The sequence below is a fragment of the Burkholderia sp. SR8 genome, from assembly GCF_052851275.1.
This window is the reverse complement of sequence record NZ_JAULUC010000018.1, coordinates 1-12,507: the sequence shown is the minus strand read 5'-3', so window position 1 is coordinate 12,507 and position 12,507 is coordinate 1. Positions and strand designations below refer to the sequence as shown.

The window sequence follows — 12,507 nt, the reverse complement described above, 5'->3', positions numbered from 1 at the left end:
TGTCTCCTGGCGGATACGTCCGCGTCACTGCAGATGGTTGAGCGCGATGTCGATGATGTCGAAGTTGCGCAGCCGCGCGCGGCCCGTTACGTCGGTCGCGACCGGCTTGCTGAAGATCAGCGGCACGATCTGTTCGGAGATCCCGCCGTGCGAGCGCAGCGGCACGTCGAGACCCGACAGGTCGTGCTTGATGCGACGCGTGCCGAGCACGACGTCCTGCTTCGAGATCACGATCAGGTCGCCCATCCGGTCCGGCGGCAGCTCGAAGCGCGCGCAGCCTTCGGCGCCGGTCAGCACGACCTCGATGCCGTCCACCGCGGCGAGCCGCGCGCGCAATGCGTCGACATCGGCGGACGCCGGCACGTAGACGGTCGCGAACGAACCGAGAGCGCCGTGGTGCACGACGTACGGATCGGTGATCGGCAGGATCACGCGCGCCGCGTCGTGGCCGAGCCATTCGTCGAACAGCTCCTGCAGGTAGATCACGTTCGGCTCGCCGGTCTCGCCGTCGTGCTTCGCGTTCATCCCGTGGTCGGCCGTGATCGCGACGATCGCGCCGAGCTCGTCGAGCCGCTTCAGGTACGTGTCCATCATCTGGTAGAACGCGTTCGCGCCGTCGGTGCCGGGCGCGCACTTGTGCTGCACGTAGTCGGTCGTCGACAGGTACATCAGGTCGATCGGCCGCGTCTCGAGCAGGCGCACGCCGGCCGCGAACACGAACTCCGACAGGTCCGCGCTGTACACGCTCGGCACCGGCTTGCCGACGAGTTCCAGCACGTTGTCGATGCCGTTTTCCGCGATGCTCGCTTCATCGGCCTTCTCCGACGAGAAGCAGATGCCCTTGAGCCCCTTGCCGAGCAGGCGGCGCAGCTTGTCCTTCGCGGTGACGACCGCGACCCGCGCGCCCTGTTCCGCGAACGTCGCGAGCACGGTGGGCGCGACGAGGTACTTCGGATCGTTCATCAACACCTCGGCGCCGGTGTCGCGATCGTAGAAGTAGTTGCCGCTTATCCCGTGGACCGCCGGCGGCACGCCGGTAACAATCGACAGGTTGTTCGGGTTCGTGAAGCTCGGCACCACACATTCGCCCTTCAGCGCGGTGCCCGGTTTCAGCAGCGTGCGCAGGAACGGCGCGACGCCGGCCTCCGCCGCCATCTCGAGATATTCGTACGCGCAGCCGTCGACGCAGACCACCACCACGGGGCGGCGCATCCAGTTGTAGCGACGGCCGTTCACTTCCACGGATACAGGCGTTTCAGTCATGACGTTCAGTCCTTTCGGTTCGAAGGGGGTTGAGCGATCGGCGCCCGCGCCGCGCCGAGGAGGTGTTTTCCATGCTTGACATTAAAATTGATGATTTGTAGATTGTCAACAACATGCAAAGAACAGAAGGCAAAACAACGTAGCAGCAAGAGGGCTGGTCTCCACTCATCCGCCGCGTGCCGCGGCGCTACAGTCAAGGGGTCTGAAGATGAACGAAGTGCCGGTACACAAGCGTTTCAATGGATGGGCGATGGGCGCGGCGCGGGTCGCGCTGGCCGCGGCGGTCGCGCTCGGTGCCGCGCAGGCGGCGCACGCGAAGACGTCGCTGCTCGTCTACACCGCGCTCGAAGACGAGGCGATGAAGCCGTACAAGGACGCGTTCGAAAAGGCGAACCCCGACATCGAGATCCGCTGGGTGCGCGACTCGACCGGCTCCGTCACCGCGAAGCTGCTCGCGGAGAAGAACAACCCGCGCGCGGACGTCGTGCTCGGCCTCGCCGCTTCGAGCCTCACGCTGCTCGATCTGCAGGGCATGCTGATGCCGTATGCGCCGAAGGGCTTCGACCAGCTCACGCGCAAGTACAGCGACGCGAACACGCCGCCGCACTGGGTCGGGATGGACGTGTGGGGCGCGACGATCTGCTACAACCGCGTCGCCGCGCAGGCGAAGAACATTCCAAAGCCGACGTCGTGGGAAGACCTGACGAAGCCGGTCTATAAAGGCGCGATCGTGATGCCGAGCCCGGTGTCGTCGGGCACCGGCTACCTCGACGTGACCGCGTGGCTGCAGACCTTCGGCGACGACAAAGGCTGGAAATTCATGGACGCGCTCGACAAGAACGTCGCGCAGTACGTGCACTCGGGTTCGAAGCCGTGCACGCTCGCCGGCACCGGCGAATTCCCGATCGGCATCTCGTTCGAGTTCCGCGGCCACGAGTTGCAGGCGCAGGGCGCGCCGATCGACCTCGTGTTCCCGAAGGAAGGGCTCGGCTGGGACATGGAAGGCACGGCGATCATGAAGACGACGAAGCAGCCCGACGCCGCGAAGAAGCTCGCGGACTTCATGGCGAGCAAGGAAGCGAACCAGATCACCGCGCGCTGGTGGGCGATCGTCGCGTACCCGGGCGTTGCGCGCAAGCTGGCCGGCATCCCCGATAACTATGCGGACCTGCTCGTAAAGAACGACTTCGTGTGGTCCGCGAAGAACCGTCAGTCGATCCTCGATACCTGGCAGAAGCGCTACGGGGCGAAAGCACAGCAATAACGCCGCAACCCGCCGCGGGGCCGCGCCGTGCGCCGCCCCGCATCCCTTTCCATCGTCGTATCCGGCCCGCGCGCGGGCCGTCCGCAGCGTGGAGGCGTGCATGGCACCCTATCTGAGCGTAGAGCGCATCGAAAAGCGGTACAACGATACACAGGTCCTCGTCGACATCAACCTGAGCGTGATGAAGGGCGAGATGATCTGCTTCCTGGGGCCGTCCGGCTGCGGGAAAACCACGCTGCTGCGGATCATCGCGGGGCTCGAGGCGCAAAGCGCCGGCCACATCACGCAGGACGGCCGCGACATCTCCCGGTTGCCGCCGCAACTGCGCGACTACGGGATCGTGTTCCAGTCGTACGCGCTGTTTCCGAACCTCACCGTCTACGACAACGTCGCGTACGGGCTCGTGAACCGCAAGATGAAGCGCGACGCGATCCACGAGCGCGTGCATACGCTGCTCGCACTCGTCGGGTTGCCCGACAGCCATCGCAAGCATCCCGGTCAATTGTCCGGCGGCCAGCAGCAGCGCATCGCACTGGCGCGCGCGCTCGCGACGTCGCCCGGCCTGCTGCTGCTCGACGAGCCGCTGTCGGCGCTCGACGCGCGCGTGCGCGTGCGGCTGCGCCAGGAAATCCGCGCGCTGCAGCAGCGGCTCGGCGTGACGACGATCATGGTCACGCACGACCAGGAAGAAGCGTTGTCGATGGCCGACCGGATCGTCGTGATGAACCACGGCGTGATCGAGCAGATCGGCACGCCGCTCGAAGTCTACCGGCAGCCCGCGTCGCCGTTCGTCGCGGACTTCATCGGCCGCGTGAACACGATTCCCGCCGAAGTCGCGCAGGACGGCACGCTGCGCGCCGGCGGCGTCGGGCTCGACTGCCGGCATGGCGGCACGCGGCCCGCGCAAGGCGCGGCCGTGTCGGTCTACGTGCGGCCCGAGGACCTGCGCATCCGCGTGCCGGGCGAGACCGCCGACAACGTGCTCGCGGGCCGCGTCGAGAAACTCGAATTCCTCGGTGCGTTCTGCCGCGTGAGCTTCCGGATCGACGGGCTCGACGGCCAGGAGATCGTCGCCGACCTGTCGTATCACGACGTCGACCGCACCGGCGTGCAGGCCGGTGCGCGCATCGACCTCGCGCTCGATCGCGAGCATGTCCGCGTGTTCCCGAGCGCGAAGGAGCGACTGCAATGAGCACCGTCCTCACCGAACGCCGCCGCGGCGCGGCCGCCCCCGCCGACGTGCGGCAGCTCACGCACTGGCACGACCGGCTCGCGCAGTTCGCGCTCGTCGCGATGGCCGCGCTGATGTCGCTGTTCCTGCTGCTGCCGCTCGCGCTGGTCGTGCAGAAATGCTTCGTCGATGCGGACGGCCGTTTCGTCGGCGCGCACAACTTCGTCGAGTATCTGGAGGACAGCGGCGTGCTGCGCTCGATGCTGCATTCGCTGACGGTCGGCGCGCTCGTCACGGCGATCGTCGTGCCGATGGCGTTCACGTTCGCGTATGCGCTGACGCGCTCGTGCATGCCGCTGAAGAACGCCGCGCGCACGATCGCGCTGCTGCCGCTGCTCGCGCCGACGCTGCTGTCGGCCGTGTCGTTCATCTACTGGTTCGGCAACGCGGGGCTGCTCAAGCCGCTGCTGCACGGCCATTCGATCTACGGGCTGCCGGGGATCGTGCTGAGCATGGTGTACGCATCGTTCCCGCACGTGCTGATGATCCTCGTCACCGCGCTGTCGCTCGCGGACGGTCGGCTCTACGAGGCCGCCGAAGCGATGGGCACGAGCCGCACGCGCAAGTTCTTCACGATCACGCTGCCCGGCGCGAAATACGGGCTGATCAGCGCGACGATGGTCGCGTTCACGATGTGCATCAACGACTTCGGCGTGCCGGTCGTGATCGGCGGCTCGTACAACGTGCTGTCGACCGACATCTACAAGCTGATCATCGGGCTGCAGGACTTCAACCGCAGCGCGGTCGTGAGCCTGATGCTGCTGTGCCCGGCGCTCGTCGCGTTCGGCGTCGACTTCTTCATCCGCCGCCGCCAGCAGTCGCAGCTCGGCGCGCGTTCGACGCCGTACCAGCCGAAGCCGTCGCGCGGCTTCGATGCCGCGATGCTCGCGTACTGCGCGCTGGTGTGCGCGTTCTTCATCGCGGTGGTCGGCATCTCGGTGTTCGCGTCGTTCGTGAAGTTCTGGCCGTACCAGATGAGTCTCGGCCTGCAGCACTACCGGATGGGGCTGATCGCCGCGGGCATCTTCGACGCGTACAAGAACAGCCTGCGGATGGCCGCGACGGTCGCGCTCGGCGGCACGATCGTCGTGTTCGGTGGCGCCTACCTGATCGAGAAGACCCGCGGCGCGCGCTGGCTGCGCGGCTTCATCAGCCTGTGCGCGATCCTGCCGATGGGCGTACCGGGCCTCGTGCTCGGCATCAGCTACATCTTCCTGTTCAACGCGCCGGGCAATCCGCTGAACGGGCTCTACGGTTCGCTGTGGCTGCTCGCGATCGTCACGGTCGTCCACTACTACGCGTCGAGCCACCTGACCGCCGTCACCGCGCTGCGGCAGATCGACAGCGAGTTCGAGGCGGTGTCGGCGTCGCTGAAGGTGCCGTTCTACAAGAGCTTCCTGCGCGTGACCGTGCCCGTGTGCCTGCCCGCGATCCTGCTGATCGCACGCTACCTGTTCGTCAACGGGATGACGACGGTCTCGGCGGTCGCGTTCCTGTACTCGCCGGACACGCAGCCGGCGTCCGTCGCGATCCTGAACCTCGACGACGCAGGCCAGATGGGCCCGGCCGCCGCGATGGCGACGCTCGTGCTCGCGACGTCGTCGCTCGCGTGCGTGCTGTTCGCCTGCATCTCGCACCGGCTGCTGCGCCGCACGCAGGCGTGGCGCACGCCGCATCGCCGCTGATCCTTTCGCCGCATTCACGTGACGTCCCGACTTCATCGAGGAGACACCATGACGCTCGCCACCCAGCCCATCCTGCTCACCCCCGGCCCCCTGACGACCTCGGACCGCACGCGCGACGCGATGCTGCGCGACTGGGGCTCGTGGGACAGCGACTTCAACGCGATCACCGCGCGGCTGCGCGAACGGCTGCTGCAGATCGTGCACGGCGAAGGCACGCACGAATGCGTGCCGCTGCAGGGCAGCGGCACGTTCTCGGTCGAGGCGGCGATCGGCACGCTCGTGCCGCGCGACGGCCACGTGCTCGTGCCGAACAACGGCGCGTACTGCCAGCGCCTCGCGAAGATCTGCCGCGTGCTCGGCCGCCGGCTCACGACGATCGACTACACCGAAGATCGCCGCGTCGAGCCGGCCGACGTCGAGCGCGCGCTCGCGGCCGATCCTTCGATCACGCACGTCGCGCTCGTGCACTGCGAGACCGGCGCCGGCGTGCTGAACCCGCTGCACGACGTCGCGCAGGTCGTCGCGAAGCACGGCCGCGGGCTGATCGTCGACGCGATGAGCTCGTTCGGCGCGATCGACATCGACGCGCGCATGACGCCGTTCGACGCGGTGATCGCCGCGTCCGGCAAGTGCCTCGAAGGCGTGCCGGGGCTCGGCTTCGTGATCGCGAAGCGCGCGACGCTCGAACGCTGCGAAGGGAACAGCCACTCGCTCGCGATGGACCTGTACGACCAGTGGGTGTACATGCAGCGCACGACGCAATGGCGCTTCACGCCGCCGACGCACGTGGTCGCGGCGCTCGACGCAGCCGTCGCGCAGTACGTCGACGAAGGCGGGCTTGCCGCGCGCGGCGGCCGCTACCAGCGCAACACGCGCGCGCTGATCGACGGGATGCGCGCGCTCGGGTTCCGGCCGTTCCTCGACGCGGCGATCCAGGCGCCGATCATCGTCACGTTCCATGCGCCGGACGATCCGAACTACGACTTCAAGCGGTTTTATCAGGAGGTCAAAAAGCGCGGCTACATTCTGTATCCGGGCAAGCTGACCGAAGTCGACACGTTCCGCGTCGGCTGCATCGGCCACTTCGGCGAAGCGGGGATTCCGGGCGCGGTCGCCGCGATCGCCGACACGCTGAAGGCGATGGGCGTGCGCCGCGTGTCCGCGCAAGCGGCGGCCTGACGCGACGAACCGGGCCGCATCGCGGCGCGCGCAGCCATCGCCGGCGCGCCTCGCGATGCGGCGATTGCGGTTTTCGCTTTCGTCCGCGGTTGCGTTTCCCGCCGTGCGCGGCACGGCACCTCCGACCTTACTGGCACGACACCCGATGCGACCCTTCTGGATCGAACAAGCACTGTTCAACGATGGCGATCTCGCACCCGCGCTGCAGGGCGCGACGCAGGCCGACGTCTGTATCGCCGGCGGCGGCTTCACGGGGCTCTGGACCGCGATCCAGGCGAAGCAGCAGAACCCGGCGCTCGACATCGCGATACTCGAGGCCGATCTGTGCGGCGCCGGCGCGAGCGGACGCAACGGCGGGTGCCTCCTCACGTGGTCCGCGAAATTCCTCACGCTGCGCCGGCTGTTCGGCGAAGCGGAGGCGATCCGGCTCGTGAAGGCATCGGAGGCGGCCGTCCAGCACATCGCCGACTTCTGCCGCGCGCATCGCATCGATGCCGAGCTGCGGCTCGACGGCACGCTGTACACCGCGACGTCGCGCGCGCAGGTCGGCACGCTCGCGCCGGTGCTCGATGCGCTCGCCGCGTGCGGGATCCACAGCTACGAGCCGCTGCCGGCCGCCGAAGTCGCGCGGCGCTCGGGCTCCGCGCGCAACCTCGACGGCGTGTATTCGCCGATCGCCGCGACCGTGCATCCGGGCAAGCTCGTGCGCGGGCTGCGCCGCGTCGCGCTCGACATGGGAATCCGGATCTACGAGCGCACGCCGCTCGTCGACTTCACGCCGGGGCAGCCGGCCGTCGTGCGCACGCCGTCCGGCAGCGTGCGCGCCGGCAAGCTGGTGTTCGCGATCAACGCGTGGATGGCGAGCCGCTTTCCGCAGTTCGAACGCACGATCGCGGTCGTGTCGAGCGACATGGTCATCACCGAGAAATGCCCGGAGCTGCTGGAGCGGACCGGGCTCGTCGACGGCGTGTCGGTGCTCGACTCGCGAATCTTCGTGTATTACTACCGCACGACCGTCGATGGCCGGCTGATGCTCGGCAAGGGCGGCAACACGTTCTCGTGGCGCAGCCGCATCGCGCCGGTGTTCGACCGGCGCTCGCCGTACGAAGCGCAGCTCACGCAGAGCCTGCGCGCATTCTTCCCGTCGCTCGCGGGCGTGCCCGTCACCGCGAGCTGGAACGGCCCGTCCGATCGCTCGGTGACGGGCTTCCCGTTCTTCGGGCGCCTCGACGACGCGCCGAACGTGTTCTACGGCTTCGGTTATTCAGGCAACGGCGTCGGGCCGACCTACATGGGCGGACAGATCCTGTCGTCGCTGGTGCTCGGCCTCGACAACGCATGGACGCGCAGCCCGATCGTGCGCGGCCCGCTCGGCCACTTTCCGCCGGAGCCGATCCGCTATGTCGGCGCGCACGTCGTGCGCAATGCGATCCGTCGCAAGGAGCGTGCGGAAGACGAGAGCCGTCGGCCGGCGATGATCGATACGTGGCTCGCGAAATTCGCGAGCGCGGCAGGCAAGGCCGACAAGGCGTGACGGCAGGGCAACGTCACGCACGCTGATGCGGTGACGTGACGCGCAATGAAAAAGGGACGCTGCGAAGCGTCCCTTTGCCTTTCCCATTGCCTTTCCCTTTGCCGCTGCGGCCCTGCCGGCTGCGTTACACGCGCTCGGCTTTCTCGCGCGCCGCCTTGCCCGTCGCAGGCAGCCCCTGCTCGTGCGTGCGGCGCATCCGCGCGAGGCCGTGCGCGACGTGCTCGCGCACGAGCGCGACGGCCTTCTCCTCGTCGCCGCTCGCGAGCGCCTGCACGATCTTGTCGTGCTCGGCCGCCGACACCGCGATCGCATCTTCCTCGGCCTCGATCGCCGCCTGGCGCAGCAGCCCGAGCTGACGCACGAGCCGGCGATAGGTGTCGGTGAGATGCGTATTGCCGACGCCGACCACCATCGCGTCGTGGAACTGCACGTTCAGCTCGGTGTAGCGCGTGACATCGTGCGTCTTTGCCGCATCCTTCATCGACTGGATGATGCCCTTCAGCACCTTCAGCGTGTCGGGCGAAATGCGCTTCGCGAGCGCGCGCGCGACCGATTCGTCGAGCATCGCGCGCACTTCGTAGATTTCCTCGGCTTCGCGCAGCGGCACGACGCGCACCGTCACGCCGCGGTTCTTCTCGTTGCGCAGCAGCCCGGCCTGTTCGAGCGCGCGGAACGCCTCGCGCACCGGCCCGCGCGACACGTTCAGCTTCGTCGCGATATCGACTTCGTTGAGCTTCTCGCCCGGCGCATATTCGCCGGATACGATCGCGCGCTCGAGCATGTCCTGGACAATCATCGCGAGCGACTGGCTTTGCAGGAGTTCGATGGCGTTGAGCGCGTTCGGGGCAGTCATGGTCGGGCAGGCAGCGAAGCTGCGGATGAAAAACGAGGGCGCCATATCGGCGAATGATCCTTGTATACCGTCGGCCCGATATATTGTCAACAGTTTTCAGTTTCCAAAAAGCTGACGCCGCGCGGCCGGCACGAACACGCCCGACCGCACGACGCGAGACAGCCGTCAGACCGTCCGCTTCACCGGCCCCGGGTCGCTCTGGCTCGGCCGGCCCGTCTCGACGTGGCCTGCGAAGCGCCGCACGACCTTGTCGTCGCCGCCGCGCAGCGTGGTCGCGGTGAGCGTCAGATCGTACCAGCCGTGGCTCGACGACAGCTCGAAGTGATCCTCGATGCGCCCGCCCGGCTCCAGCGTGTAGGTGCGGGCAGGCGCATGGCTGTACGCGTTGTCGACGATCACGCGGCACGCCGCGCGGCCGCTGTTGCGCAGCTGCAGGTACACGTGGCGGTTGCGCACGTCGTAGCCGAGCTTCGCTTCGGGGTTCGCGTGGTTGCCGTCCGCGGCGAGCCGCGTGTTGCCCTGGAATTCGCACAGATAGCCGTTCGGGCCGTAGGCGGCGAGATGGTAGTCGCCGCGCGCGGCCGACGTGCTCCACGTATCGGCGAAGCGGTCGTGCGACGACACTGCGTAGCGGCGCGGCGGCGTCGCCGGATTGCGGCGGTCGTACACGTAGAAAGCGGCGCCCGCGTCACCGGAGTTCGCGAAATCGAGCGACACGCTGTCGTCGCGGCCGTTCACGCGTGCATGCACGAACAGCTCGTACGGCAGCGCGCGCGCCGGCCGCGTGCCGGGCTCCTGCGCCGGCATCGTCTGCTGCGCGGGCACCTGGTACGCCTGTCCGGCCGTCTGGATGTGCTGCGGCACCGTGAAGCTCACCGTGCGCGTATCGGGGCGCGCGGAGAAGTCGAACGCCGACGTGAGGTCGCCGCAGATCGACCGGCGCCACGCGCTGATGTTCGGCTCCTTCACGCCGAAGCGTGCTTCGAGGAAACGCAGCACCGACGTATGGTCGAACGTCTCCGAGCAGACCCAGCCGCCCTTCGTCCACGGCGAGATGATGATCAGCGGCACGCGCGGCCCGAGGCCGATCGGCTGGATGCCGCCCGGGTCCGCGCCCGGCACCAGCGGGCTCATCTCGCCCGGGTACTTGTTCAGGTCGAGCAGTTCGTCGCCGAGGTTCGACAGCAGGTTCGACGACACGATGCCCTGCCCGCCCACGCCGCTCGTCACCGGCGGCACCGGCGGCACGACGTGGTCGAACAGCCCGTCGTTCTCGTCGTAGTTGAGGATGAACACCGTCTTCGCCCATACGTCCGGGTTCGACGTCAGCGCCTCGAGCACCATGTTGATGTAGAACGCGCCGTCGGTCGGCGACGCCTGCGGGTGCTCGCTGTACTTGTACGGCGACACGATCCACGACACCTGCGGCAGCCGGTTCGCCTGCACGTCGGCCTTCAGCTCGGCGAGCGTGTGGTCGGACGCGCCCTTGTCGACCAGCGGGCCGCTCGCGCCTTCCTTCACCTGGAAGCGCTTGAAGAACATCAGCGAGTTGTCGGTGTAGTTGTCGGTCGGATCGCCCGGGATGCCCGTGCCGCCCTGGTACACCTTCCAGCTGATGTTCGCGTTCTCGAGGCGTTCCGCGTAGGTCGTCCACGTGTAGCCATTCACGTCGTTGCGCTCGCCGATGCCCGGGCCATTCTGCTGCGTGCCGTACACGTTGCGCGAGTCGATCGTGCCGGTCCACAGGTAGATGCGGTTCGGCGCGGTATCCGCATGCGCGGAGCAGAAGTACGAATCGCAGATCGTGAACGCGTCGGCGAGCGCGTAGTGGTACGTGAGGTCCTGGCGCTTCAGGTAACCCATCGTCAGCACGTCCTGCTTCTGGTTCACCCACTGGTCCCACTGACCGTTGTTCCATGCGAGATGGCCGCTGCTCCAGCCGTGGTTGGTGCCCGGCTGGAATTCGGTCGTCTGCTTCGGGTCGAGATAGAACGGCAGCACGTACGGCGCGGCCGGGTCGAGTCCGCGCGCGTGGTAGTTCTTCGTGACCACCGACGCCGGCGGCTGCTGCCACACCGGCGCGCCGCTCGGCAGCAGGTGCGGGCGCGGGTCGTTGAAGCCGCGCACGCCGCGCAGCCCGCCGAAGTAATGGTCGAACGAGCGGTTTTCCTGCATGAAGATCACGACGTGCTCGACGTCGCGGATCGTGCCGGTGCGGTACGCGGCCGGTATGGCGAGCGCGTTGCGGATCGCGGGCGGAAAGCCGGCGTAGGCGGCCATCGCGCCGGCCGACTGGGCGGCGAGGCGCAGGAAATCGCGTCGATTGGTGGCGGACATGAAGAGGATCCTGTGGGTCGGTATGGGTGGCGCCGGTCGAGCGGATCCGGCGGTCGGTGCGTTGCCGTTATTAGTCCGCACCGGCGTGTCCCGGCCGTGACCGGTTCCCGCAGGTTTCTTGCGGTGACCCCCAGCTTTTTTGCGAAGCGGCGCACCGCGCGCCTTTCATCCGGCCGACACATCGGTACGCTACGCTGACGCGCGATGAAGACGGGGGAGAAGCCGAGTCGTGTTCGATCAGCTGAAGGCGTTCCACGCGACCGTCCGGCAGGGCAGCATCACGCGCGCCGCGCGCCACCTGGGCGTGAGCCAGCCGACGATCGCCGCGCAGATCCGGCAGGTCGAGCAGCTGTATGGCGTCGAGCTGTTCTACCGCAGCGGCCGCAAGCTCGAAGTGACCGAGACCGGCATCGAGCTGCTGCCGCTCGTCGAGAAGATGATCGCGCTCGAGGCGCAGGCCGACATCATGCTGCGCAACGTCGGCGGCCTGTTCGAAGGGCATCTGCGGATCGGTGCGACGGGGCCGTACTACATCATGGATGCGGTCGGCCGCTTCTCGCATGCGCATCCGTCGATCGCGCTCACGTGCCGGATCGGCAATTCCGAGGAGATCCTGCAGGCGCTGCATGAGTTCCGCATCGATCTCGCGGTGTCGTCGCAGCGCAATGACGCCGACGGGCTCGAACGCAAGGTGATCTCGACCGATCCGCTCGTGCTCGTCGTGCATCGCGACCATCCGCTCGCGCGCTTCGATGCGATCGATGCCGCCCAGCTCGCCGATGTACGGCTCCTGATTCGCGAGGAAGGGTCGGTCACGCGCCGCTGCACGGAGACGATCCTCGCGGCGGCCGGCGTCGCGGCCGCGTCCGTCGCCGAGATCGGCAGCCGCGAAGCGATCCGCGAGGCGATTCTGCATGGCGTGGGCGGGAGCCTCTTTCCGCGCGGCGAGGCCGAGCGTCATCCTGATTTGCGCGTGATCGAGCTGCGCGGCGTCGACACCACGATCGACGAATACGTGTACTACCTGAAGGCGCGCCGCCAGAGCCCGGCGATCGAGGCGTTCCTTGCGTGCATCGTGCCGGCGCAGCAGGCGGCGGACGAGGTGATGCGTGCGACGCGCGCAACGCCGCAGGTCAACGCGCGCTGAGCCGCGAAGCGTTT

9 protein-coding genes are annotated in these 12,507 nt (G+C 67.8%); 6 read left to right on the top strand and 3 right to left on the bottom strand.

The window, feature by feature from the left end; translation table 11 throughout:
* Positions 1 to 24: 24 nt before the first annotated feature.
* On the bottom strand, positions 25 to 1,263 hold the full coding sequence (gene phnA, locus Q3A80_RS21670; RefSeq protein WP_446330932.1) for a phosphonoacetate hydrolase: 1,239 nt from the start codon (positions 1,261 to 1,263) through the stop codon (positions 25 to 27).
* A 208-nt stretch (positions 1,264 to 1,471) separates the two neighbouring features.
* Between phnA and Q3A80_RS21665 the strand changes: the two genes are divergently transcribed.
* The 5 genes from Q3A80_RS21665 to Q3A80_RS21645 all read left to right on the top strand — a co-directional run bounded on the left by Q3A80_RS21665 (position 1,472) and on the right by Q3A80_RS21645 (position 8,156).
* Positions 1,472 to 2,527, top strand: coding sequence for a putative 2-aminoethylphosphonate ABC transporter substrate-binding protein (locus Q3A80_RS21665; protein ID WP_446330931.1), 1,056 nt, complete (start codon positions 1,472 to 1,474; stop codon positions 2,525 to 2,527).
* Positions 2,528 to 2,627: 100 nt separating this feature from the next.
* Positions 2,628 to 3,719, top strand: a complete 1,092-nt coding sequence (locus Q3A80_RS21660; protein ID WP_446330930.1) for a putative 2-aminoethylphosphonate ABC transporter ATP-binding protein — start codon at positions 2,628 to 2,630, stop codon at positions 3,717 to 3,719.
* Positions 3,716 to 5,443 (top strand): putative 2-aminoethylphosphonate ABC transporter permease subunit, encoded by a 1,728-nt coding sequence (locus Q3A80_RS21655; RefSeq protein ID WP_446330929.1) that lies wholly within the window; start codon positions 3,716 to 3,718, stop codon positions 5,441 to 5,443. The genes Q3A80_RS21660 and Q3A80_RS21655 overlap by 4 nt, the downstream gene beginning before the upstream one ends.
* 48 nt (positions 5,444 to 5,491) lie before the next feature.
* Positions 5,492 to 6,622, top strand: coding sequence for a 2-aminoethylphosphonate--pyruvate transaminase (locus Q3A80_RS21650; protein ID WP_446330928.1), 1,131 nt, complete (start codon positions 5,492 to 5,494; stop codon positions 6,620 to 6,622).
* A 145-nt stretch (positions 6,623 to 6,767) separates the two neighbouring features.
* Entirely contained in the window at positions 6,768 to 8,156 is a 1,389-nt protein-coding gene (locus Q3A80_RS21645) for an FAD-dependent oxidoreductase (RefSeq protein ID WP_446330927.1), read from the top strand.
* A 124-nt stretch (positions 8,157 to 8,280) separates the two neighbouring features.
* Here the strand turns inward: Q3A80_RS21645 and Q3A80_RS21640 are convergent, their stop codons facing one another.
* Together Q3A80_RS21640 and Q3A80_RS21635 are read right to left on the bottom strand one after the other, a co-directional pair.
* Entirely contained in the window at positions 8,281 to 9,009 is a 729-nt protein-coding gene (locus Q3A80_RS21640; RefSeq protein WP_446330926.1) for a phosphonate utilization associated transcriptional regulator, read from the bottom strand.
* 165 nt (positions 9,010 to 9,174) lie between these two features.
* The gene (locus Q3A80_RS21635) at positions 9,175 to 11,346 is read right to left on the bottom strand and encodes a phosphocholine-specific phospholipase C (RefSeq protein ID WP_446330925.1); all 2,172 of its coding nucleotides are present in this window, start codon (positions 11,344 to 11,346) and stop codon (positions 9,175 to 9,177) included.
* A gap of 229 nt (positions 11,347 to 11,575) precedes the next feature.
* Between Q3A80_RS21635 and Q3A80_RS21630 the strand changes: the two genes are divergently transcribed.
* A complete protein-coding gene (locus Q3A80_RS21630; RefSeq protein WP_446330924.1) occupies positions 11,576 to 12,493 on the top strand; it encodes a LysR family transcriptional regulator in 918 nt (305 codons plus the stop codon).
* The last annotated feature ends 14 nt before the right edge of the window (positions 12,494 to 12,507 follow it).